The organism is Virgibacillus litoralis (genome assembly GCF_017873675.1).
Taxonomy (GTDB): Bacteria; Bacillota; Bacilli; order Bacillales; family Amphibacillaceae; genus Lentibacillus; species Lentibacillus litoralis.
In genome coordinates this window covers 392,906-415,870 of record NZ_JAGGKK010000001.1, presented here as the reverse complement: position 1 = coordinate 415,870, position 22,965 = coordinate 392,906, and the positions used below count along the sequence as shown (strand labels likewise).

Annotated in this window: 25 protein-coding genes and 1 pseudogene; 24 read left to right on the top strand and 2 right to left on the bottom strand. The window is 35.7% G+C overall.

The features are described 5' to 3' along the window. The first annotated feature begins 604 nt into the window (after nucleotides 1-604). The 9 genes and pseudogenes from J2Z82_RS02115 (at nucleotide 605) to J2Z82_RS02075 (ending at nucleotide 11,133) form a co-directional block, all read left to right on the top strand. Entirely contained in the window at nucleotides 605-2,089 is a 1,485-nt protein-coding gene (locus J2Z82_RS02115) for a type I restriction-modification system subunit M (protein ID WP_209479129.1), read from the top strand. Further along, nucleotides 2,082-3,311: a restriction endonuclease subunit S gene (locus J2Z82_RS19675; RefSeq protein WP_209479128.1), complete on the top strand. Its 1,230-nt coding sequence runs from the start codon at nucleotides 2,082-2,084 to the stop codon at nucleotides 3,309-3,311. Before J2Z82_RS02115 ends, J2Z82_RS19675 begins: the two co-directional genes overlap by 8 nt. After that, on the top strand, nucleotides 3,308-6,256 hold the full coding sequence (locus J2Z82_RS02105) for a type I restriction endonuclease subunit R (protein ID WP_209479127.1): 2,949 nt from the start codon (nucleotides 3,308-3,310) through the stop codon (nucleotides 6,254-6,256). The genes J2Z82_RS19675 and J2Z82_RS02105 overlap by 4 nt, the downstream gene beginning before the upstream one ends. Nucleotides 6,257-6,709: 453 nt before the next feature. Further along, nucleotides 6,710-7,033 carry a YolC/YozM family protein gene (locus tag J2Z82_RS02100; protein WP_209479126.1) on the top strand — a complete coding sequence of 108 codons (324 nt, stop codon included), beginning with the start codon at nucleotides 6,710-6,712 and terminating at the stop codon, nucleotides 7,031-7,033. 44 nt (nucleotides 7,034-7,077) lie between these two features. Beyond that, nucleotides 7,078-7,466 (top strand): annotated as a pseudogene (locus J2Z82_RS02095) (hypothetical protein). A 107-nt stretch (nucleotides 7,467-7,573) separates the two neighbouring features. Then, nucleotides 7,574-8,428: an alpha/beta fold hydrolase gene (locus tag J2Z82_RS02090; protein ID WP_209479125.1), complete on the top strand. Its 855-nt coding sequence runs from the start codon at nucleotides 7,574-7,576 to the stop codon at nucleotides 8,426-8,428. A 118-nt stretch (nucleotides 8,429-8,546) separates the two neighbouring features. Beyond that, complete coding sequence (locus J2Z82_RS02085) at nucleotides 8,547-9,800, top strand: aminopeptidase (RefSeq protein WP_209479124.1); 1,254 nt, start codon at nucleotides 8,547-8,549, stop codon at nucleotides 9,798-9,800. A 343-nt stretch (nucleotides 9,801-10,143) separates the two neighbouring features. Beyond that, the gene (locus tag J2Z82_RS19670; protein WP_209479123.1) at nucleotides 10,144-10,746 is read left to right on the top strand and encodes a CPBP family intramembrane glutamic endopeptidase; all 603 of its coding nucleotides are present in this window, start codon (nucleotides 10,144-10,146) and stop codon (nucleotides 10,744-10,746) included. 147 nt (nucleotides 10,747-10,893) lie between these two features. Then, on the top strand, nucleotides 10,894-11,133 hold the full coding sequence (locus tag J2Z82_RS02075) for a hypothetical protein (protein ID WP_209479122.1): 240 nt from the start codon (nucleotides 10,894-10,896) through the stop codon (nucleotides 11,131-11,133). A 196-nt stretch (nucleotides 11,134-11,329) separates the two neighbouring features. On the opposite strand, the gene J2Z82_RS02070 is transcribed toward J2Z82_RS02075, so the two are convergent. Together J2Z82_RS02070 and J2Z82_RS02065 are read right to left on the bottom strand one after the other, a co-directional pair. Further along, nucleotides 11,330-12,373, bottom strand: a complete 1,044-nt coding sequence (locus J2Z82_RS02070) for a serine hydrolase domain-containing protein (RefSeq protein WP_209479121.1) — start codon at nucleotides 12,371-12,373, stop codon at nucleotides 11,330-11,332. 263 nt (nucleotides 12,374-12,636) lie between these two features. Then, nucleotides 12,637-13,365: a M48 family metallopeptidase gene (locus tag J2Z82_RS02065; RefSeq protein WP_209479120.1), complete on the bottom strand. Its 729-nt coding sequence runs from the start codon at nucleotides 13,363-13,365 to the stop codon at nucleotides 12,637-12,639. A 253-nt stretch (nucleotides 13,366-13,618) separates the two neighbouring features. Here J2Z82_RS02065 and J2Z82_RS02060 point away from each other — a divergent pair, with 253 nt between their 5' ends. The 15 genes from J2Z82_RS02060 (at nucleotide 13,619) to J2Z82_RS19745 (ending at nucleotide 22,955) form a co-directional block, all read left to right on the top strand. Further along, complete coding sequence (locus J2Z82_RS02060) at nucleotides 13,619-13,957, top strand: hypothetical protein (RefSeq protein ID WP_209479119.1); 339 nt, start codon at nucleotides 13,619-13,621, stop codon at nucleotides 13,955-13,957. Nucleotides 13,958-14,133: 176 nt separating this feature from the next. After that, nucleotides 14,134-14,568, top strand: coding sequence for a universal stress protein (locus tag J2Z82_RS02055; RefSeq protein ID WP_209479118.1), 435 nt, complete (start codon nucleotides 14,134-14,136; stop codon nucleotides 14,566-14,568). A gap of 114 nt (nucleotides 14,569-14,682) precedes the next feature. Next, on the top strand, nucleotides 14,683-15,693 hold the full coding sequence (locus J2Z82_RS02050) for a DUF3231 family protein (RefSeq protein WP_209479178.1): 1,011 nt from the start codon (nucleotides 14,683-14,685) through the stop codon (nucleotides 15,691-15,693). A 155-nt stretch (nucleotides 15,694-15,848) separates the two neighbouring features. Beyond that, nucleotides 15,849-16,205 (top strand): hypothetical protein, encoded by a 357-nt coding sequence (locus J2Z82_RS02045; RefSeq protein WP_209479117.1) that lies wholly within the window; start codon nucleotides 15,849-15,851, stop codon nucleotides 16,203-16,205. 366 nt (nucleotides 16,206-16,571) lie between these two features. Then, on the top strand, nucleotides 16,572-17,027 hold the full coding sequence (locus J2Z82_RS02040) for a GNAT family N-acetyltransferase (protein WP_209479116.1): 456 nt from the start codon (nucleotides 16,572-16,574) through the stop codon (nucleotides 17,025-17,027). Nucleotides 17,028-17,451: 424 nt separating this feature from the next. Next, nucleotides 17,452-18,147, top strand: a complete 696-nt coding sequence (locus J2Z82_RS02035; protein WP_209479115.1) for a VOC family protein — start codon at nucleotides 17,452-17,454, stop codon at nucleotides 18,145-18,147. A gap of 338 nt (nucleotides 18,148-18,485) precedes the next feature. Next, entirely contained in the window at nucleotides 18,486-18,968 is a 483-nt protein-coding gene (locus J2Z82_RS02030; protein ID WP_209479114.1) for a DUF2975 domain-containing protein, read from the top strand. A 10-nt stretch (nucleotides 18,969-18,978) separates the two neighbouring features. Beyond that, entirely contained in the window at nucleotides 18,979-19,200 is a 222-nt protein-coding gene (locus J2Z82_RS02025) for a helix-turn-helix domain-containing protein (RefSeq protein ID WP_209479113.1), read from the top strand. A 95-nt stretch (nucleotides 19,201-19,295) separates the two neighbouring features. After that, complete coding sequence (locus J2Z82_RS02020) at nucleotides 19,296-19,718, top strand: VOC family protein (RefSeq protein WP_209479112.1); 423 nt, start codon at nucleotides 19,296-19,298, stop codon at nucleotides 19,716-19,718. A gap of 75 nt (nucleotides 19,719-19,793) precedes the next feature. Continuing rightward, complete coding sequence (locus J2Z82_RS02015) at nucleotides 19,794-20,306, top strand: GNAT family N-acetyltransferase (RefSeq protein WP_209479111.1); 513 nt, start codon at nucleotides 19,794-19,796, stop codon at nucleotides 20,304-20,306. A gap of 56 nt (nucleotides 20,307-20,362) precedes the next feature. Then, complete coding sequence (locus J2Z82_RS02010; RefSeq protein WP_209479110.1) at nucleotides 20,363-21,211, top strand: nucleotidyltransferase; 849 nt, start codon at nucleotides 20,363-20,365, stop codon at nucleotides 21,209-21,211. Nucleotides 21,212-21,265: 54 nt separating this feature from the next. Next, entirely contained in the window at nucleotides 21,266-21,580 is a 315-nt protein-coding gene (locus J2Z82_RS02005) for a hypothetical protein (protein ID WP_209479109.1), read from the top strand. Between the two features lie 107 nt (nucleotides 21,581-21,687). Then, the gene (locus J2Z82_RS02000; RefSeq protein WP_209479108.1) at nucleotides 21,688-21,999 is read left to right on the top strand and encodes a hypothetical protein; all 312 of its coding nucleotides are present in this window, start codon (nucleotides 21,688-21,690) and stop codon (nucleotides 21,997-21,999) included. Between the two features lie 83 nt (nucleotides 22,000-22,082). Then, nucleotides 22,083-22,640 (top strand): isochorismatase family protein, encoded by a 558-nt coding sequence (locus J2Z82_RS01995; RefSeq protein WP_209479107.1) that lies wholly within the window; start codon nucleotides 22,083-22,085, stop codon nucleotides 22,638-22,640. A 69-nt stretch (nucleotides 22,641-22,709) separates the two neighbouring features. Continuing rightward, a complete protein-coding gene (locus tag J2Z82_RS19745) occupies nucleotides 22,710-22,955 on the top strand; it encodes a DUF5316 domain-containing protein (RefSeq protein WP_209479106.1) in 246 nt (81 codons plus the stop codon). Nucleotides 22,956-22,965 lie beyond the last annotated feature (10 nt).

Below are 22,965 nucleotides of genomic sequence, written 5' to 3'. Positions count from 1 at the left end.
TCCGCTACTCCCCCAACAGCGATGGTAACAGATCAAGAAGGGAGATATTCGGAGGGACGTTTTCAGGCATATCAAGATCATGTGGAAAACGGAATCAAAAGTAACAGAGGTCATGATATTTTTGCTTGGTTTTCATTCAATTTTAACCTGGGTTTCAAATGTAGTAATGGATAGAAACGGAATTTTTATGAGACTAAATTTGCTTAGCGTATGATTTTTACTTTTTGTTGATGATACTTCAAATATGACTATGAGTATTATTATCCTAGCATCCATGCTTATATTGAGGCTGCGACCCCTAATTTAAATAAACAATATAACAGAAAAGTAGTAAATTCAACGTCCTTAGGTTCTTTATCAACACTAGTTATAACTAGTTCACTTATCTAGATACTTGGTTTTATAAATACGGTATAAATAATGTATTTTGCCTCAGCAAACTCAATTGTAGAATGAACTTTTAAAACTTACTAATCCCAGTATGCCTTTTCTATCATACACAAAAACATGACACCCTATACCAATCAACCGCAAACACATACTCTCCCGCCCCCATCTCTGTTATAATTAGTAACATAGAACTATACATATGGAGGAAATTAAAATGAGTAAATTAACTTTACCGCAACTGGAATCCCATTTATGGGAGTCAGCTAATATATTACGTGGGAGCATTGACTCCTCTGATTATAAAAATTACATATTTGGTTTATTATTTTTGAAACGCTTGAGTGATGATTTTGTTGAAACTGCTGAGACAATTGAACAAGAAGAGGGTGATGATTACGCATGGTATGACCGTGATGAGCACCAATTCTTTGTGCCTAATCGTGCTCGTTGGAAACATATTCAGAGTCAGACACAAGATATCGGTAACACGATTAACAAGGCGTTTGAGGCGCTAGAGGAAGAAAACACTTCACTTGAAGGTGTGCTTGCAAGTATTGACTTCAACGATAAAGAAAAACTTCCTGATAAATTATTGCTTCAGCTTGTTCAACATTTTTCTTCAATTGATCTTTCAACAGGTAACTTATCTGAACCCGACATGCTTGGCCGTGCATACGAATATTTAATCAAGCAATTTGCCGATGATGCAGGTAAAAAGGGCGGCGAATTTTACACGCCTAGCAAAGTCGTTGAGTTGATTGTTAATTTAATAAAACCTGAAGAAGGAATGCGTGTTTGTGATCCGACTGCTGGTTCTGGTGGTATGTTGATTCAATCAGTGGATTACATAAAAAGTGAGGGTGGCGACCCACGTAATCTATCGTTACATGGACAGGAACGTAACCTAAACACGTGGTCTATTTGTAAAATGAATCTGTTGCTGCATGGCTTAAGCGATCACCAAATCGAGCGTGGGGATACAATTCGTGATCCAAAGCTTATTGCTGAAGATGGGGAGTTGTCTCTTTATGATCGCGTAATTGCCAATCCACCGTTTTCTTTGAAAAATTGGGGTCGAGAAGAAGCGGAAAGTGATGAGTATGGCCGTTTCCGTTTTGGTATCCCTCCTAAAAACGCAGGTGATTACGCATTTATCCAGCACATGATCTCTACTTTGAATCATAAAGGTAAAGCAGGAGTTGTAATGCCTCATGGTGTATTGTTCCGTGGAGGAGCAGAAGGTAAAATCCGTGAAGGTTTGTTAGAAGAAGATTTGGTTGAAGCGGTTATTGGTCTTTCTTCCAATTTATTTTATGGTACTGGAATTCCAGCATGTATTTTAATTTTAAATCGGAATAAAGATACTGAAAATAAAGGCAAAGTATTTATTCTGGATGGCTCAAAGGACTACGAAGAAGGTAAGAATCAAAACGTCTTAAGAACTGAAGACATTGAAAAAATTGTTGAGGCCTATGATTCATGGGAAGACCAAGAAAAATACTGCCGAGTAGTTGATTTAGAAGAAATTAAGGAAAACGATTATAACCTAAATATTGCTCGCTATATTGATACTACTGAGGTGGAAGAACAAATAGATGTAGCTGAAGCATTAGTCGAGCTCCAAAAGTTAGAAAAAGAACAAGTGGAGATAGAAAGTAGGATGTATGGGTATTTAAAGGAGCTGGGGTATTGTGAGTGAATATCAATTAACTGAGTTAGGAGAAATACCAAAAGATTGGGATATTAGTGATATAGCAGACATTGGAAATGTTATTACTGGTTCTACTCCAAAAACTGCAGATAAAGAAAATTACGGTAATGAATATCTTTTTGTGTCACCTATTGATTTAGGCACATTTAAATATGTGAGTACAACTCAAAAGCAACTATCTAAAAAGGGGTTTAACAAAACACGTCATATTCCAAAAGGTTCTATATTGGTTACTTGTATTGGCTCAACAATTGGAAAGGTCGGTGTTGCTAAAAAGGAATTAAGTACCAATCAACAAATCAATTCAATAGCATGTTATAACATTTGTTATAATGAATTTATATACTATACTATTGAATATAATTTTAAAAACTATAGAAAATATATCTCTAATCAAGCTGTACCTATAATAAAAAAATCATTATTCTCGGAATTTCCTATCCAATTACCTCCTTTAATAGAACAACAAAAAATAGCAGCAATCCTGTCTTCTGTAGATGAGGCGATTGAGAAGACAGAGCAAATTATCAAGCAAACAGAAAAGGTAAAAAAAGGCATGATGCAACAGTTGTTAACAAAAGGATTTGGGCATACGAAATTTAAGGAAACACCTATAGGAGAGATACCTGAAGAGTGGGAAGTATTAAAACAAGGTGATGTAGCTACATTTTTTAATGGTCGTGCATATAAACAAAAAGAATTTGTGAAGGAAGGTACCCCCGTAGTTCGAATTCAAAATCTTACTGGGGGAGGAAACTATGTTTACTCAAATTTGGAGTTAAATAAAAATAAATATATAAGTACAGGCGATTTAGTTTATGCTTGGTCAGCAACATTTGGTCCATACATTTGGCAGGGCCCGGAAGCTATTTATCATTATCATATATGGAAAATTGAATGTGGAAATAAAATAGATAAGATGTTTTTTTATTATAGGTTACACTTTTTATCAAACGAAAGCAATAACCAAAAAAGTGGAGCAGTTTTTGCACATCTTACAAAGTCTTTTATGGAAAGTTATGAAATAGCTCTCCCACCAATAAATGAACAGGAGAAAATAGTAACCATTTTGGGAAGTATTGATAAAAAAATCACGAGTGAAGAACAAAAATGCGTGAAATTAAAATTCCTTAAACAAGGCCTTATGCAAGACCTCCTAACCGGAAAAGTCCGTGTCCCAATCGACAATGAAGAGGTGGTGGAAACATGAGTATTTCGCAAGACTGGAATGAGAAAGGATTAGTCGAAGATAGAGTGATTGATCATCTGAAAAGTCTTGGGTATACGTATGTCCACGGAGTCTCTTTAGACGAGGAACGGGATACACAGGCGGAAATTGTTTTGCGAAAGAGACTGATGGATGCTTTAATGCGGTTAAATCCATGGCTGTCCGAGAATAACCTGAACAAGGTTATTCGTTCGCTGACACATATGGAAGCAACAAACGTGATGGAGGCGAACCAGGATTTTCATGAGCTATTAATCAACATGATTTCCGTACAGCAGGATCTTGGCAAAGGGCGTAAAAGCCAGACGGTTAAACTCATTGATTTTGATAATATCCAAAACAATGAGTTTCTCGTGGTGGATCAATTTTCGATTACAAATGCCTTGGGAACGATTCGCCCGGATGTGATGATTTTTGTGAATGGGTTGCCTTTGGTTGTGATCGAATGCAAGAGTCCGACATTACCACCAGATGAGCAGGTTTCGCAAGGTGTGAAACAGCTTCTTCGTTACCAGCGTGAGAATGAACAGCTGTTTACGTATAATCAGTTTATGATTTCGACTAGTAATGATCGTGCTAGAGCCGGAACAATTGGTGCTAGATTGCAGCATTACAGTGAATGGAAGGATCCCTATCCTAGAACCGTTGCGGAAATCGGTGCCAGTCCATCATCTCAGGATATTTTACTAACTGGTATGCTGGTGAAGGAACGGTTATTTGATATCATTCAAAATTTTATTGTCTATGAACCGGATGAAGGTAAAGTTATTAAGAAGATGACACGTTACCAGCAGTATCGTGCAGTAAATAAAGCAATTGATCGTATTTTGCATGCTGATGATCCCAAGCATCGTGGTGGTGTGGTATGGGCAACACAAGGTTCAGGGAAAAGTCTTGCGATGGTTTTTTTAGCGACCAAGTTAAGACGTATCGCTAAAATGAAAAACCCTACCATTGTGATTGTCACAGATCGTCAGGATTTAGATCGGCAAATTACGAATACATTCCGCCTGTGTGGTTTTCCGAATCCGCAACAGGCTGAATCTGTTTCAGAACTAAAAACCCTACTACAAAAAGGTCCAGGATCGACAGTCATGACGCTTGTGCAGAAGTTTCAGGAAGCTGAAGATGAGAAAGAATATCCGCAGCTCACTAAGTCTGAGAATGTTATTGTTATGGTCGATGAAAGCCACCGTTCTCAATACAGTGAACTTGCTATGAATATGCGGTTGGCAATGCCAAATGCTACTTATATTGGTTTTACAGGTACGCCAATCGACAAATCGGATAAGAGTACATTTCGAACGTTTGGAACGTATATTGATAAATATTCGATTGAACAATCTGTGGAAGATGGGGCAACGGTACCGATTTTTTATGAAGCCCGAATGTTTGATTTACATGTTCATGGTGAATCGATTGATCAGTTATTTGACCGTTATTTCCGTGAGTATTCGGAGGAAGATCGGGAGCGGATTAGAAAGAAGTATGCAACAGAAGAAACCATTACCGCATCACCGAAGCGAATTCGTTCGGTTGTATTGGATATGATTGAGCACTATGAAACTCACATAGAGCCAAATGGTTTCAAGGCTCAAATTGTTGCTATATCTAGGCAAGCTGCTATTGTTTATAAACAAATGTTGGATGAACTCAGTGATTATGAATCCAAGGTGATTATCTCTAGTGGACATAATGATGAGGAAGAGATGAAGGAGCATCATTTAGCCAAACTAGAGGAAAAGCAGGTTATTCAACGTTTTAAAAAGCCGATGAGTGAAGACTCGTTAAGCTTTTTGATCGTTTGCGACAAGCTGTTAACTGGGTTTGACGCACCGATTGAACAGGTTATGTATTTGGATAAGCCGTTAAAAGAGCATAATCTGCTCCAGGCAATTGCCAGAACAAACCGGACATATGACAAAAAGACATATGGCTTAATTGTTGACTATTATGGGGTATCACGTTTCTTAGAGGAAGCATTAGGTGTTTTCCATGAGGAAGATATTAAAGGTGCATTGCGGGAAGTTGATGTGGAAATCCCGCGTTTGCAAACACGACATCGTAAGGCAATGCGTTTTTTTGACTATAAAAATAAAGACAATCTCGAAGCATGCTTGATGGTGCTGGCACCAGAAGACATCCGCAATGAATTCGATACAGCTTTTCAGAAGTTTTCCGAAAGCATGGATATGGTATTGCCAAATCCAAAAGCAAAGCCATATGTAGACGATTTGAAGTGGCTAGGGAAGATTCGTAAATTGGCTAAGTCAAGGTATCATGTCGAAACTGGAATGGATATTTCTGACTGTGGCGCGAAAGTAAGGGAATTGGTCGAGGAGCATGTATATGCAACGACTCCTCATGTATTAGTTGAGCCGATTGATATTTTATCGAACCGGTTTGATCAGAAGTTGGATGAGATAAAGTCACCCGAATCAAAAGCAGCTGAGATGGAGCATGCGATTAAGCATGAAATACGGGTTAAGCTGGATGAAAATCCAGTGCTCTATACGTCGCTGAAAGAACGATTAGAGGAATTGATTGAACAACGCAAGACACGACAACTTACCATTGAGGAATTGCTGGAAGAATACCGTGATGTCATAAATGTCATGCGCAATAATGCAGAAGAAAGTGTTGAGCATGGCTTCGAACCAAAGGAATACCCTTTCTACCAAATGCTTGAAAAGGAACTAGAAGAATTCGAACAAGAAGACGTGAAAGACCTGACGCATATCGTTACAGGAATAATCAGAGAGCACGCTGTTATCGATTGGACTGTAAAGGATGACGTTAAACGCGAAATGCGCAGGCAAATCAAAAAGAAATTGCGCAAATATAACTGTCCCGGTGCAAAAGTAGAAGCACTTGCCATACAACTGATGGATCTTGCTGAAGTGCATTATAAACATATTGCGTATTAGTGGAGCAGGAGTGTGAACAGCCATTCCGAGTTTCGTTACCTATCACAAACATTAAAATATAATGTAAAGTGATCATCAATTTGTATGTCAATTTGATGATCATTTTTTTGTTGGTGAATAGTGTTCCTGGTTTAATTATCATTAATATTGTAGTGTAATTTGCACCCTAAGTTGTTAGATAACAATAGCTAGTGTATGTCTACATTTCGACCTACAAATTCGTATGCAAATCGGCATACATAAATTTACCATTAAATTGGAAATCGATTAGCTTCTTCTTGATTTACAAGGTATTCTGAATATTTATGTTAAAATAAATACAGAGATTGTGAAGAAATGTACTTAACGGAGCAGGATAGTTAAGAGTGGTATTTACTTTTTGTCTAACATTCAGAGCAGATTGTGAAATAATGTTTATAACAAATAAACAATAAGCTACGGAGGGTTATAAAAATGGGAGTGAAAGGTAAGTTAGGTATATTAGTTTTAACGAGTGTAGTTATTGTGTCTGTATGTTTTTGGTATACACAAAATAAATTAAATCTGGATAGAGAGGTTGCGATCAGTACAGAAGTAAAGAAAGTTGTCGGTGAAGTTTCGGATAAATATCAAGTACATAACACTTCAATAGTTAATGGCGGTAAAAATCCCACAATTTCAATAAACGTATATGATAAAAATAATGTACCTAGAGTTAAAAGTTATTTAAAAACTAATTTATCCGAAGATGATTTAGAACACTATGAAGTTGATGTGTTCTCTAATCGTAATACTTAGAGATAATACTATCTTCCAGAATAGGTAGAGGGGAAAAAAGAGTAATGAAAAGGTTAGTAGTTATTACGGTTGGTAAGACCCATAGTGGGAAAAGCACATTTGCAAGAGATTTAGAAAGAGAACTAGAAGAGGGAGAAAGTATTTGCTTGAAGAAATATACGATAAAGATGAGTTTGTCCGTATCTTGGTTCATTTTGATATTCCAGATGAAATTATCTATGACCGAGTTATCCATAGTCACCGAAGTACAAATATATTCAGGGGACCTTATTCAAACTTTAAGGAAGTGCTCTTGAGACAACAATTTGAATCTCAATTAGAAGATGTTGTGGACCCAGAAGTAGGGGAAGCAGACCATTTATTTGTAATTAAAGATAATGAGGAAGTTGATTCTGTAATTAAAGAAATCGTTCGTATTTTTAAATGTTTATGATTGGTTTCCATCCTAGTATTAAACAAACGAGTGCTTTCCTTGAATAAGGGATTGAACTCCTTGTCAACTATAGCAGCAGTTTTGTTTAATAAGAAAGGAAGATTTTAATGGGGGATTGGGAAAGGAATTTACTTAAAACATCACGTGGGGTATTCGAAGTATTTGTAAAGGGTGAAGGAGAACCACTTTGTGTTACCCATCATTATTCAGAATTTAATCAGACAGGGGATTACTTTGCAGAGACATTTATAAAAACAAATAAAGTATTTTTGATAAATTTAAGAGAAGCAGGTAATTCAGAGAAAGCCATAGAACCTTATCAACTAAGTTTCTTAGAGACAATATTTGATATAGAAGCTATTCGAGAAGAATTAGGATTTGATAAATGGGGATTTGCTGGGCATTCAACTGGAGGTATGCTAGGTATAATCTACGGAATATACTTTTCAAATTCCCTTAAATATAATGTGATTGTCGGAGCTGCCGCAAGAGAATATATGACGTTCTCAAAGGATTGTATTTATAATCCTAAACACTCTAAATTTAACAGAATGCAAGAACTCAATGAAACCTTAAAACGTTCAGATTTATCAACAGAAAAAAGGAAACAACTAAAAGTAGAAAGAACTAAACTATCTTTATTCGACCCTGAAAAATATGATGAGCTTTTTTACCTAAACATTAGTAAAGGGATGTCTGCAATTCGTATGAACTTTTTCAGCCGAGAATTGCAGGTTTATGATGTAACGAAAAAGTTGGAGCTTATATCAACACCCACTTTATTAATTTGTGGTAGAAATGATGTACAATGTCCAGTAATATACTCTATCGAAATGGAGGAAGGAATACCTAATTCAAAATTAGTTATCTTTGAGAAAAGTAATCATTACCCTTTCTTAGAAGAAGTAGAACAATTTACTGAAGAGTATAATTTATTTATAAAGGAACACCAATCCTTTTAAGCTAAAGGTGCTTTCCTTAAATAAGGAAATGCACTCCTTGTTCAACTATAGAAGCAGGTTTATGTAGGTCAGGGTTCTGTAGTGAAATTATACAAGAATCTCACAGGGGAGTTATTAAATGATTAAAGAAATATATGAATATATAAGTGAAGCACAGTTAAAAAAGTATGCAGAACTTGCTGTAAGAGCTGGTGTAAATCTGCAAAAAAATCAATTATTGATTATTCATAGTGATATAAAAAATGCTACGTTTGCACGTCTAATCCAAACGGTAGCCTACGAGGCAGGAGCTTCAAAAGTATTTATAGATTGGACAGATGAACAGTCTACCAAAGAATTTTACTTAAATGCAGCAGATAGTGTCATCGATCATTTTCCTGATTGGCAGGCTGCCCGTTTTAAGGAGTGGGACGATGCAGGTGCTGCTTACATCCATATTATTTCTGAAAACTTAGATGTCTTTAAGGAGGTTTCTACAGAAAGGATAAGTCGTTTCCAAAAAGCTTCTCGTACCAAATTGAGAGATTATTATGCGAAAATTAGATCCCACGAGGTACGCTGGTGTCTTCTAGCTGTCCCGTACGTTGTATGGGCAACTAAAGTATTTCCCAATCTAAGTAAAGAAGAAGCTTTACAATCATTATGGAAATTAATTTTAAAAGGATCTCGGGCAGATGGGAAAAATCCTATAAAAGATTGGGAGAGTCACAATAGAGCCTTCGAATCTCGAAAAAAATTCCTAAACGAGAGCCGATTTGAAGCCCTGCATTTTACAAATAGCCGTGGAACTGATTTATTAATTGGTCTACCTAAAAATCATCTTTATATCGGTGGGGGTGTCATAGATAAAAATGGAATACCTTTCTTTCCGAACATTCCTACAGAAGAAATATTTACTGCTCCCCATAAAAATAAGGTGAATGGGAAATTGGTAGGTACTAAACCTCTTATCTATGGGGGAAGTGTCATCAAGGAATTTTATCTAATTTTTAAAGATGGACGGATTACCGACTATTATGCCGCAAAGGGACAAGAAGTGTTACAAAATCTCATCGAAACAGACGAAGGTTCACATTATCTGGGTGAAATTGCCTTGGTCTCTAATAAATCTCCTCTTGCTCAGGCAGATACTCTTTTTTACAATACCTTGTTTGATGAAAATACGTCCTGTCATATTGGAATCGGAAATGCATCTCCCTCCAATATTCAAAATGGCATTGACCAATCTGAGGAAGAGTTGAAGGCAGCGGGTCTGAATACTTCACTTTTGTTAGTCAATGTGACCTTTGGTACCGAAGATATGAAAGTAGTGGGCATTAAAGAAGGTGGAACTGAAGTCCTGCTAATGAAGGATGGGGATTTCCAATTCTAAATCGTCTACAACTTAAAAACAGAGAAAACTGATTTCTGGTGCATTATACTTAGTGCTAGTTATAGTAAAAACAAACTGGGCGCATTCCTGTAACGAATGAAGATTATGGGTTATCTTTGTGAAAGAATGTACTTAAACAATCGGGTACTTTTAGTTGAAGAAGCAATTGAAAATAAATAGAAGAAAAATCTCAGTTCAGTTAAAATGCACCCTAAAGAATAGGCGCTTAAAGAGTCTATCTTATAGGTTACTTTTGTTTGTTTAATAAGAGATCAGCTTATTGCACTTACGAACCTGTTTAGTGTGAAAAAAGATGTTGTAGTGTTAAGAAAGGCGGTGCTAAGTGAAAGTCGATATTAGAAAAGTAACGCTATTTATTGGAATAACATTTAGTTTAACTTTGATTTTTCATTTTATAATTTCTTTTACAATTAATCCGAATAAATTCTCAGGGTATGCCATGGCGATACCTTTACTTACTGTTGTTATAATACAAAAAGTAATTTACAGGAAAAAAATAATTCCGACACTCGGTTTATCGATCGGACAATTCAAGTGGTATATCATAGCAGTAATTATCCCTATATTTATGTCATTTAACTTCAACTGGACTATCGAACAGTTTTTTAAAATGCTGCTGATAGGTTTAACTATCTCAACATTATCGGCATTATTAGAAGAAGTCACATGGCGTGGTTTTTTATGGAACGAATTGATTCCTGTAAGCAGACTTAAAACTTACATTGTTACTGCACTCATTTGGTCAACTTGGCACATTCCAGTGGCTGTTTTATATAAGTATTCGGACGATATATTTCTTAACACAATATTATATTGTGGACAATTGTTTTTTCTCTCCTTTGTTATTAATTGGCTTCGAGAGAAATCAAATAGTGTAATTCCAGCAAGTTTATTCCATGGTATGCTTAATGTCTTTTATTTTTAAGTTACAAATTCGAAAGACTTTATCTTAAATGTTTAAAGGTTGCTTGCATTCCTTCAACTAATAGAAATCTTGGCGAATGCCAAGTTTTCTAATATAGGAAAGCTCCGGTTATATATGAAAAAATTCAAGGAAGGGAGTATGAATAAAATGAAAAAAAAGAAGAAACTTAAGGATTCTGAATGGGGACTGAGCATAATGGCTGTAGCGGCATTCATCGGGGTTAGTATTGGAAGTCAACTCATATTTCTGCCTGATGTGCCCCATCTACCTTCTATATACGGGGGCTTGACCGGCTCTGTATTATTGGTGGCTGGCAATGCGATTTACGTGTTGTATAAAAGAATGAAAAATAACGGGGCGGATAACAAAAATCAAAATCACAGGTAGTTTTACAAAACCTTAATTATCAAGGGTTTTATATGAAGAAACGGATTCTAATAAAATATAAGAGTAAAATAAAGAGAAAGTATGAACTAATTTACTAGAAAACCAATTTTATAACATTCAGAAATCTGGCCCTTTTCGGTTTGGCCGTTAATCCTTATTCCTGATTAGCCCCCGTTATTCGAAAGTACTTTAATTTTTATGATTTCATAGACATGGCAAGTCGCATCACCAGCCGTACAGGAGTTGCGGGGTTTTCCATTTGATTGACATCTCCAATAAAAAACAAATCCTTTTCGGGATAGTAAAATGCTAAGGAACCTGTTGAACCAGAATGACCAATTAACTCACCTTTTCCCATGAAAAGTGTAGCAAGACCATTCAGTGGAATTCTCATATATCCAGCACCGTAATGAATTGGTAGCATAGAAGCCTGCAACCTGTTATTTACTTTTAGTTCATGAAATATACTATTATTAAATAACTTTCCTCTAAAGAAAGCCTTGAGAAATACCATTAATTCACGAGCCGTAGAAACACAACCGCCACTCGCGCGACTGCTTTTAAGTAATTTTGGACGGTAGAGCGCAGTGTCCTTATAATAAACATGCGGGACAAAATCATCCTCATTTTGAGGGAGATAAGTATCTTTAAGCCCAAGAGGGTCGAAGATAAATTGTCTAAATACATCTTCCAACGGTGAATGAGTGACGATTTCAATTATTTTACCGAGGATTTCAAAGTTTATGTTTGTGTAATGAGCTCTTTTTCCCATCCCCGGTGCAAAGTGTGGCTGGATTTTCTTCGTATTTTTTATGGTTTCATTAAAATCAGTTAGCACATCCTCATAGATAGCACGTTTTTTCGACTCATTACTGCCTTCCTCAATGGCATCCCGCAATCCACTTGTTTGAAATAATAAGTCAGAGAGTGTGAGTTGCTCAGAATACTCTCGGCCTTTGTAGACATGAAGGTTACTTATTGTATCTTTTTTTAAGTATTTGGTTATTTCATCGTCAAGTGACAGTTTTCTCTGATCTCTCAAAATAAAAATACAAGTGGTTGTGAACAGCTTTGTAATACTTGCCATAAGGAATGGTGTATCTGCATCCCTGCCCCCATATCCAAGACTGTATGAAACATCTCCACTTGAGTTTTCTATGAGAAGAACAGATTCATGTATTTGCTTTTTCTTTGTAACGTCACCGAAAACTTTTTGGACTTTTTGTTTTGGAATTTCCATATATACCCTCTCCCATGTTAATTATTATAGTAACTAACATTAACGTATATGACGTAAATAGTTAATAACACTGGGACCGATTTCAACTACGACTTAAGACTGAATTATTATAAAATTTAAGAAAGGAAAATTAATTATGGTAACGTTAGTAAGCAAATACAGAAACCTCTCATGAAATTTTTCGGGGAATAGATCCGGATAAGGAATAATAATTTATATCGAAGCTAAGAGCATGACACCAATGAGGTATCATGCTCTATTTTTCATCCGACACAATGCAGGGACATGCCATTTACACGGAGCCATTCCTTTCGTTTTTCATAGTCTGGCATAACGGACTTAATTATTTTCCAGAATTCGGCTGAATGATCCTGAACTTTAAGATGTGCAAGTTCATGTACAACCACATAATCTAATACTTTTACTGGGGCCATAATCAACCGCCAGTTGATATAAATATCACCGTCCGGCGTACATGTTCCCCAACGTTTATGCTGCGTGCGGAAATTCACCGATTCTGGTGTGACATCCATCAGCATTTGGTAATGATGGACTCGTTCCTGCAGTTTTTTAGCACCATGTTGGCGGTACCATTGGATAAGTTGCTTTTCTAACGTTTCTTGAACCTGACTTTGCTGCCAGTTTTTTGGAACGGTTGCAATGAACCTGCCTTGGTACAAGGAAAGCTCAGCATTCGTAACAGGCTCGCGTTGGACTTTAAGGCGATAGTTACGTCCTAGGTACGGAAGCTTTTCCCCACTGACAAATTCCTTCGGCTGAATAGATGCCTCAACCTGATTCAGTTCTTTTATTTTATTAAGAATCCAGGGTGCTTTCTTTTTAAGTAAGTCATTAAGATCTTCATCATCAAGATTATCAGGTGAGTACACTTCGACCCCGTTTACAATAGTAACGGATATTTTCAGGTCTTTACGATTTTGGCTGTAGCGTATGTAGTTGATAGTTGTTGTTCCGTAGTTTAGTGTGGGCATTAGGATCACAGACCTTTTAGTTGTTTATAGGTTAATGATAGCACCGAAATATTATTAATAGAAGTATAAGATGTCAGTATCTAGAATAAGTTTAAATTTTAATTTTGATTCAAGAATTTCATCGGGAAACTCAAAACCTCCTACATGATTATAGTGTTTTTTTCGCTTTTAAGGTGGCTAAAATGAAATTTTCACCATTTCTATTACCTTAAGTAAATATGATATAATCAGTTACAAGAACAAGAGGGCGGTGATGACAATTAATCTGGATGAATTAGCAGGTATTGTACGTCAAGGGTTTAAAGAAATGCACGAGAGTTTTGCAGAAGTGAATAGTCGAATAGATATGGTAGAAAATAGATTAGATAGCGTGGAACAGCGCATGGATAGCATGGAGCAACGAATGGATGGTTTGGAACAGCGGATGGATGGTCTGGAACATCATATGACTGGTCTGGAGCAACGTATGGATGCTATCGAGCTACGAATGGATAGAATGGATAATCGGCTAGTTAATATAGAAAATGATGTTTCCTTTCTGTCACGGGGATTTGGGGAACATAGTGTACTTTTAAACAGATTGGTAAATTAATAATGCTGTACATTTGATGCAGGATGTCACCTCTTATTAAGAGAGGATTTTTTGTGAAATCAACCGTCATAATATTGCTAAACTTTTCGAAAATAACATATACTTTCACTTTTTCACATTTGATATAATTGAAGTAGGGAGAATCCTTCCTAATATGGTGAAGGGGAGTGCTTGTTATGAAAAGAAGAATTCTCGTAGCTTATGATGGTTCTGATCTGAGTAAAGAAGCGCTTCAGGAAGCAAAATTACAGGCTGCTGGAGTTCCTGAGACTGAGGTTCATGTTATTTCAGTGGTAACCCAAGCTGGCCCAAACACAAATGTCGCTATGGCACGTAATATTGAAATGGAAATAGCGGAGAGCTTTCGTCCAGAGATGGAGACTATTAAAGAAGAATTCGAAGCAGAAGACATAGTCGTGTATACGGATGTAATGGTAGATTATTACCAGAGGAATGCGGGAGATAAGGTTTGCGAATATGCTGAAGATCATGAGATTGATTTGATAATTGTTGGCAGTCGCGGTCTTGGTGGAGTGAAAAAACTTCTGCTGGGAAGTGTAAGTACAAATATTGTCCACCGTGCTAAGTGTCCAATTTTAATAATTAAATAAACTATTAACGTATCACCAGCTCATTAACTTGTGGGCTGGTTTTTTGTATTACATAAAAATCCCTTCATATGGAAAAAGTAATATTATTATTTATACTATTAGGAGGTGTAAGATATTAATAACGAGAATCAGGAATTGACCTCATCGGAAATTACACAGTTATGGGCAGCTTATATGAATGATAGTGCGCTGGAATGTAAATTACAATATTTTTTGGCGAAGGTTTCTGATGGTGAGGTACAACCTCTTGTACAACAGGCATTAGATTTAGCTCAATCCCATTTAATTAAATTAAGGGCAATATTTACGAATGACAATTATCCGATACCTTATGGTTTTAAACCAACTGAAGATGTTGACATCAATGCACCGAAATTGTATTCGGATGACTATATCTTACGTTACCTGCATCAAGGTGCACAAATTGCATTGGAGGCATATAGTATTAGCTTGTCAATGGCTGGCAGGGTGGATGTTTTTAATTACTTCTCAGAATGTGTTTATGAACAAACTGGATTTCTTAAAACGTTGATAACGGTTCTGCAGTCAAAAGGACTTTACATCCATATGCCATATTTACCAAAACCTGAAAGCTATGATTTTGTAAAAAGCCAAAACTTTTTAACAGGATACTTTGGAGAGAGAAGACCATTGACAGGATCAGAAATTGTTAATTTGTTTGGTAATTATCAGCGAAATGCCTTGGGATCAGCTACCATGATTGGATTTAGTCAAGTGGCGAAGAATACGGATGTACGGAAGTTTTTGATGAGAGGTAAGGAAATATCTCAGAAACATTGCGAAATTTTTGGATCCATTCTTCATGAGGATGATGTGCCTGCTCCTGCAAAGATGGATGATACTGTTACAGATTCTACAACATATACATTTTCGGATAAATTAATGATGTATTATAGTACTGGTCTTATAGCACTTAGTGTCGGTTATTATGGAGCGAGTATGTCAATGAGTCCGAGAAGGGATTTAGGTGCTACTTATAATAGGCTATTAAATGAAATTCTTAAGTACGCAGAAGATGGAGCAAACATTATGATCAAAAATCAGTGGCTTGAAGAACCCCCAAGGGCCCTCGATCGTGATGAATTGGCAAAGAAGAAGAAGTGATTTGTGTGAAACGAATAGGGTGATTTGAAACAAAAAGGAAATGTTTGTCACCTATTTGTTGTCTAATTCTCACCAATTTCTAATTTTCTTCAAAGCCTTTTCTTAAAATTCTTTATTATGATGGTAGTAGTCAAATAGAAGAGGAGATAAAACATATGAAATCACTATTTATGACTACAGCTGCAGGAGCGCTAATATTGTCTGCAGGAAGTATAACCGATGCCGGTGTATCACCAATAGATAAAACAAAAAAGTCAAAAGCGAATGTTGAAGTTTCCGAAAAAAGTCATCAGGTTGAAGTGCTGCCTGAATTCACTGTACTGGATGAACAGGTAGATTCAGATGATTACCAGGCTCAAGTCATCGAGGATAATAAACAGATGCGAGTTATTATTTTAAAAGATGAAGATGGGCACGCACAATATAAAAGTGTTTATGTAAAAAGTTCAAATGTACTCGAAGTTATTGACCTTGATCAAGGAATGGTTTTCAAGGGTGTCATAGCAGATTGAACTTTGAGGTACTGCAAATAAACATAATGTAAAAGACCATCGAACTAAAGGCTGATTTGGTGGTCTTTTTGTATTGTATAATAAGGTTCGATGAATTAGCTAGGTTATCAATGAGTTTTTCGTAAGTTTCTCTTACTTATGCTTGTAAGGTAGCAGAATTGTTAAACAAGAATTAAGCAGAATTTTTATAAAAGTATGATATAATTTAAAAGTCAAAAGTTCGTTTTAGAATTTATAGACAATATTGTTAAGGGAGGCGATTATTATGACAAACATAAGAACTTTTATCGTGAATGGTTTTAAGAGGATAACGCCTAATTAACAATATTGTTTAGCGTTTCCCAGAAATACGAAAGGGGAAAAGTTATGAGTACAGATAAGGTGAAATTAGTAGAATTGAATACAGAAAACTGGTATGAATGTTGTAAATTAGAATTAACAAGAGAACAATCAGAGTATATTGAATCAAACGCTATTTCCATTGCTCAATCAAAGTTCGAATCATCATTAATTCCTTTAGCAATCTATTTTGAAGAAAAAGTAGTTGGTTTTTTAATGTATAATACTGAGAAAGAAGAACTCGATGGCTATTGGGTATTCAGAATTATGATTGATAAAAATTTTCAAGGTAAGGGAATAGGAAAAGCAGCAACTAAGTTAATGATTTCAGATATGTCTAAATTACCAAATGCGAAAAAAATTGTGGTGGGTTATCATTCAGAAAATAAGGAAGCACATAATTTATATTCCAGCTTGGGGTTTATTGATAATGGTGATAGGTTTGGTAAAGAAATGGCTGTTATTAAATATGTGAATGATTAAAATGATTCAAGAAAAAGGACCAATTTTTTTGGTCCTTTTTTAGCAGATAAGAAAGTATAAATCCTCTTACTGCATAAGTGCAACTAAGGCAATTCGCCCAAAGGCTTGCACTCCAGAGTATAAGGGGTTCTAAGAAAGCAAAATACGCTTTCATAAGAATCCCTTTAACGAATGCCAAGTTTTCTAATGTATGGCTGAAAAAAATTTAGCTTGAACGAGCAACTGTAAGTAATTTGCTTGGAAGAATGGAGAGAGACGGATTTATTAAAAGATTAGCAGGAAAAGAAAGGAGGTCAATTGACAGTAATGATATAACTATTTATTATATCTTGTGATTAAAACTCAGTATTTTATTTATTAGCATAAATGTATTACATTGCATATACAGGTCGTTAAAAACTTATTAAAGGAGTCTGCTAAAACAATGGAAATTAAATCAGTAACTTTACATACGGAAAGTATAACGGAAATGAGAAAGTTCTATGTTGACAGCTTCGGGTTCCCTTTAATTAATGAAGATGAAAATAGTTTTCGAATTGTAATTGGTTCAAGTGAATTGGAATTTACATCAGAAGACGTAAAGGGTAAACCCTATTACCACTTTGCTTTTAATATTCCGTCTAATAAATTTGATGAAGCGAAATCATGGGTCAAAGAAAGAGTTAGTTTAAACATAGAAGATGGCGAAGATGAAGCAGATTTTTCACATTTTCCTGCACATGCACTATACTTCTATGATCCTGCTGGTAATATAGTTGAGTTCATATCAAGGTACTCTATATCTGGAGAAATGTTGGAACCTTTCTCAGTTGCTAAGGGCGTATTAAACATTAGTGAAATAGGTCTGACAGTAGATGATGCAATAGATGCAGGTGAAAGGCTAATTGATATTGGGATTCATGAAAGAGACAATGAACCTCTCAAATCGACATCACTTAATTTTATGGGAGATAACTCAAAAGGAATTTTTATTATACTTACCCAACCAAAAAGAAGATGGATTTTTTCAGATAAATTCGCTGCCGTATACCCCCTTGAAATTATAACAACTAATAACGATAGAATTGCAATTAACTCTAATAATGTGTTAGAAGTTAACGAGAATGACGACAAAAAATAGTATTATACTTAAACAAATATCCACAGTTGTTAGAAATAGCACTGAAACAGTCATTGCTGCTTGAAGTGGAAGAGAGAGTAATAAGCTTATTGGGCCAAACGGGTACAAGACTGGTATTTATTTTTGGGCAGTTGGAGAAGATCACATTCCTTTGAGGTATCGTAGGAACAATTGAATAGCTTAAAGTTGTGGAGCATTTCTTAGTAATAAGGAATGCTTTTTTAAGTTAATCGACTTAATACGATAATAATATATTAATAAATATTAATTATTTATTGATAATCAATAAATTATGTATTAAAATTGAATTACTAATATATTTAAATGAGGTGCTTTTTATGAAACGAGGATCAACACTCTTTTTAAAGATAGCTGTTTTTCTAATAGGAACTCCGGTTCTTGCCGTGTGCATATTTGGGTTGTCAAGGTTTGACCCAAATTCACTATATTGGCAGTCTCCTGAGCTGGCTAATTTGCAATATCCAGTATTAATCGGAATGTATGCTGCAATGATACCGTTTTTCATTGCTTTGTATCAGACTTTAAAACTTTTAAGCTATATCGACAGGAACAAAGCTTTCTCGGAATTATCTGTTAGGGCTTTAAAGACTATAAAATACTGTGCAATCATAATTATTATTTTGTATGTTGTAGAGATGCCATTCTTATATCTTCTTACAAAGGCTGACGACGCACCAGGGATAATAATCGGATTGGTCGTTATTTTTGCTTCAATGGTGATTGCAGTTTTTGCTGCTGTGCTCCAAAGACTTTTGCAAACAGCTATTAATCTAAAATCAGAAAATGATTTAACGGTCTGAGGTGAATAACATGGGAATTATAATCAATATTGATGTGATGCTGGCTAAAAGGAAAATGAGCGTAACAGAACTTTCGGAGAGGGTTGGAATAACAATGGCAAACCTTTCTATTTTGAAAAATGGAAAGGCAAAAGCAATCAGGCTTTCAACGTTAGAGGCAATATGTAAGGCTTTAGAATGTCAGCCTGGAGACATTTTGGAATATAAAAGTGAAGAAAATATTCAAGGATAACGCCCTAATAAGATAGCAATTCTGAAGAAATCAAATCATTAATAAATGTTATTATAAAAAAAGAATTAGATAATAAAATAAGGAGTTGACTGTTTATGACATTACGAGCTATCCCTCATTTGATGTTTGATGGAAATGCCAAGGAAGCAATCCAATTTTATGAAGAAGTATTGGATGCGAAAGTCCTTTCTATTCAAACATATGGAGAGATTCCTGAGTTTCCCGGAATGTCATTCCCAGAAAAAATCTTGGACCTTGTGGCACATGCAAGGTTAAAAGTTGGTGAAACAGATATTGCTATTTACGATTCTCCGGGGTTTTCTCGCCAAATAGGAAATCAAGCAGCTATCTATGTGACAACGAGTAAAGAGGAAAAAACCAAACAAATTTTTGAAGCCTTGCAACAGGACGGAAAAGTCATCGGACCTTTGGAGGAAACCTCCTTTACGCCCGCTCAAGGTTATTTAATGGACAAGTTTGGCGTAACATTCACTATTGTAACTGATGCTCAAAACTAAAAAGTAATGGAGTGTAGCAATAGATACTACACTCCATTATCATTAGAAATGGCGCAATTCTTTAAGTGGAAAGGAATGTTGAATTTGCCAATCACCTCCGAAAGACTGTTTTTTCGTCCATATACTGATGATGATTTTGAATTTCTTATGTCTTTATTGTCAGACCCAGAAGTAGTGAGGTTTATTGGCAATGGAGAAACAAAGGATATAAATAGTGGACAGGATTTTCTGAATTGGATATACAGTACATATGAATTTGGCGAAGATGTGGGTTTATTGGCTTTAGTTGATAAGGAAGATAGAACTTTAGTTGGACACGCGGGTTTAGTACCACAAACCATCGAAGGTAATGAGGAAATGGAAATTGGTTATTGGATATCTCGTAAGCATTTGGGAAAAGGGTACGCAACCGAATCGGCTAAGACACTCTTGGAATATGGAAGTAAACTACTTGATAGGAAAAGGTTTATTTCACTGATTCAGCCTGATAATGTGGCTTCTATAAAAATCGCGAATAAAATAGGGATGGAGTTAGATAAAAACATTGTATTACGCGGACAAGATGTACAAGTATATTCCACTGTATAATGTAGTTTTCATGCTAAGGAGCAGTTAACTAACTGATAAGATGAAGGGGAGATAAGTTGACTAATATTAAAAACATTGGACGCTTTTGCCCAACCGATGAGAATGGGTCTATTTTAAATGATGCAAGTTTTGAGAAGATTAAACCTGATTTTAAAGGGCTAATTGAGGAAGTAACAGAATATTACCAAGTTCATTTGGGGTCAGATTTACATAGTATATATATAAGAGGTTCCGTTCCTCGTGGGTTGGGGATAAATGGTGTCTCAGACTTAGATACAATAGCGATTACAAATAAAGTGACTAATGAAATTGACAATGGATGGATCGACAAAGTTGAAAAGGAATTAAACAATAAATTTAGCTGTGTAAATGGAGTTGAATTTAGTTTCTATCACATTGACGATATAGTAGAAACGACTACGTTTTCAATCATTCCTTTTATGGTTAAGACCCATAGTGTATGTGTATTTGGGGAAGATTTAAGCGCTCAGTTACCTAATTATAAAGCAGATAAAACACTTGGTAACGAACATCTTGTTAACCTAAAGAACCAAATTGAACAAGCAAAAGAAGATCTTGATGGTAATGACGATCTTGAAGATATTTTGGATTGTTGCAGCTGGATTATGAAAATTATAGTTAGGGCAGGGCTTGCACTTGTAATAGAGAAAGAAAATCAATACACAAGAGACTTATTCCCAGCGTACAAGATATTTTCTGCGTATTATCCAGAGAAGGAATTTGAAATGGAACAAGCACTACAATATGCAATTAACCCGGTAGGAAATGTATGTGAATTAATTGTTTTTTTAGATGATATGGGAAATTGGATGATAAGTGAGTCAGAAAAATGGCTGCAGGCTCATAACCCTAAAAAGGTGAGTAATATGGAATTAAACTTTTAGAAAAGCCTAAAAGGGAAAGAGGAAGAAGATGTTGAAAATACAAGGGGGTTAGATATGATAAGCTGGCTTAATGTTGGCAGCCTCGTGCTCGGGCTAATTGCTTGGATACTTCCAGCTATCAATCTCATGCGAAATAAAAAAGGTAACCATAGGAATTGGGTCGTTCTTTCTGTGATGAGCATAAGTGCTTGTGCTATTTCGTTAATTTTCCAGATTTTCTATACTAATCATCTGGTGAAAATTGAGGATTGGTCTGCTCTTATGGACACAACCGGTGCAGTGGCATTCGTCTCAGCAGTTCTTGTTATCGTTACTATCATTTTAAATGTAATTACCCTGTTCGTCTATCGTGATAGAACAGCAGAGTAGGCTGTCAAATTGCATCGATAGGCTTGACCTGTTTTTAAAGAAGATTCTGTATAATTGAAACCTTTTTGCTTATGCTTCGTAGGAATAAAGAGAAGGAGGGGGTATGTGTGAAGAAGGTTATTGGCTTTTCATTATTGTCTTCAATCGTTATCGGACTAATTATATGGGCTGCTAGTGTAATAATTTCTTTTTCATATAGTGAATGGAGTTTTTTAATTGGTCTTGGGATAACGATTATCATTTACTTTTTTAATAGTAGTGGAGGAGCGTTATCAAAAGCAGCAACTTTTGAAGCAAGTGAATCAAACTGGAAAATTCAAAAAAGCGAAGAAATGAAAATAGATGTGGGTGTCGTATTTTATGGTTCGCTTCTATATACTGTTTTTAGTTTAGTCCTGATGGTTATTACGTATTTTTAGCCGTTAGGAAAGCAAAATAGGCTTGCATAAGAATTATTTAACGAATGCCATGTTTTCTAATAGTCCAAAGGAGGAGAACGCTTTTGAAGCAAACTTTACTGGTAATTGATGCTCAACAGGATTTGATGGAAGGCAGTAGTGAGGAACGCGAAGTTTTTGATAAGGAGAAAGTCGTTAATAACATTAATACTGTTATTGAAAAGGCCTTAGAGGCGGGTGTTTCCGTTATTTTTATAAGAGATTTAGATGTTTCGAATGGAGAAGGTCCTGGATTTCAAATACATAAAAGCATTAAAGTTCCATCCACTGCTGATGTATTTGATAAAGCCGCTACAAATTCATTTCACGGTACTCCATTACTCAATCATTTAAATGAGAACAACGTAGAGCATCTTGTAATAATGGGATGTAAGACAGAACATTGTATCGATACGGCTGTCAGGACAGCGACGGTCAATCATTTTGATGTTACGTTAGTTGGAGATGGACATTCTACCTCTGACTCCGATAACCTAACTGCACAACAGATAATCCTTCATCACAATGAAACGCTTCATGGTCATGATAATGTAGAAAACTTCTCAATTGTTAGAAATACAGAAGAGGATTTATTTAACCCTACTCATGCTAAATACCGATAATTAAAAAAGGAGGGGTTAGGTTGTTGAAATATCTGGGTATTGGTGTAATCTTTTACAATTATTGCCCTGATGGTCGGCGTCATCACTGGTGACTGGAACTTATTTTTTAAACTTATAGCTGCAGCGGCAGTTATTCCCTTAGTATTATCAGGTTTGTTAACAGGTGCTTTTGTTGATGGTGACAGAAACAGAGCTAATTATCATACTGAGACCAAAAAAGATAGACAGGACAAAAATAAATGGGTTAAAAAATTACTAATAATTGGTGTCCCCAACTTTAGCTTATTAATTATTTTAATCATACTAAATATTTAGTCGCCCCAGC

What these genes read in the sequence shown, in the direction of transcription:
- J2Z82_RS02005 (WP_209479109.1), top strand. Translation starts at nt 21,266, where the DNA reads ATGATAAGCTGGCTTAATGTTGGCAGCCTCGTGCTCGGGCTAATTGCT.
- J2Z82_RS02015 (WP_209479111.1), top strand. Translation starts at nt 19,794, where the DNA reads ATGTTGAATTTGCCAATCACCTCCGAAAGACTGTTTTTTCGTCCATAT.
- J2Z82_RS02020 (WP_209479112.1), top strand. Translation starts at nt 19,296, where the DNA reads ATGACATTACGAGCTATCCCTCATTTGATGTTTGATGGAAATGCCAAG.
- J2Z82_RS02055 (WP_209479118.1), top strand. Translation starts at nt 14,134, where the DNA reads ATGAAAAGAAGAATTCTCGTAGCTTATGATGGTTCTGATCTGAGTAAA.
- J2Z82_RS02085 (WP_209479124.1), top strand. Translation starts at nt 8,547, where the DNA reads ATGATTAAAGAAATATATGAATATATAAGTGAAGCACAGTTAAAAAAG.
- J2Z82_RS02100 (WP_209479126.1), top strand. Translation starts at nt 6,710, where the DNA reads ATGGGAGTGAAAGGTAAGTTAGGTATATTAGTTTTAACGAGTGTAGTT.
- J2Z82_RS02065 (WP_209479120.1), bottom strand. Translation starts at nt 13,365, where the DNA reads ATGCCCACACTAAACTACGGAACAACAACTATCAACTACATACGCTAC.
- J2Z82_RS19745 (WP_209479106.1), top strand. Translation starts at nt 22,710, where the DNA reads ATGGTCGGCGTCATCACTGGTGACTGGAACTTATTTTTTAAACTTATA.
- J2Z82_RS02075 (WP_209479122.1), top strand. Translation starts at nt 10,894, where the DNA reads ATGAAAAAAAAGAAGAAACTTAAGGATTCTGAATGGGGACTGAGCATA.
- J2Z82_RS02045 (WP_209479117.1), top strand. Translation starts at nt 15,849, where the DNA reads ATGAAATCACTATTTATGACTACAGCTGCAGGAGCGCTAATATTGTCT.
- J2Z82_RS02035 (WP_209479115.1), top strand. Translation starts at nt 17,452, where the DNA reads ATGGAAATTAAATCAGTAACTTTACATACGGAAAGTATAACGGAAATG.
- J2Z82_RS02105 (WP_209479127.1), top strand. Translation starts at nt 3,308, where the DNA reads ATGAGTATTTCGCAAGACTGGAATGAGAAAGGATTAGTCGAAGATAGA.
- J2Z82_RS02070 (WP_209479121.1), bottom strand. Translation starts at nt 12,373, where the DNA reads ATGGAAATTCCAAAACAAAAAGTCCAAAAAGTTTTCGGTGACGTTACA.
- J2Z82_RS02030 (WP_209479114.1), top strand. Translation starts at nt 18,486, where the DNA reads ATGAAACGAGGATCAACACTCTTTTTAAAGATAGCTGTTTTTCTAATA.
- J2Z82_RS02090 (WP_209479125.1), top strand. Translation starts at nt 7,574, where the DNA reads ATGGGGGATTGGGAAAGGAATTTACTTAAAACATCACGTGGGGTATTC.
- J2Z82_RS02040 (WP_209479116.1), top strand. Translation starts at nt 16,572, where the DNA reads ATGAGTACAGATAAGGTGAAATTAGTAGAATTGAATACAGAAAACTGG.
- J2Z82_RS02115 (WP_209479129.1), top strand. Translation starts at nt 605, where the DNA reads ATGAGTAAATTAACTTTACCGCAACTGGAATCCCATTTATGGGAGTCA.
- J2Z82_RS02025 (WP_209479113.1), top strand. Translation starts at nt 18,979, where the DNA reads ATGGGAATTATAATCAATATTGATGTGATGCTGGCTAAAAGGAAAATG.
- J2Z82_RS02060 (WP_209479119.1), top strand. Translation starts at nt 13,619, where the DNA reads ATGACAATTAATCTGGATGAATTAGCAGGTATTGTACGTCAAGGGTTT.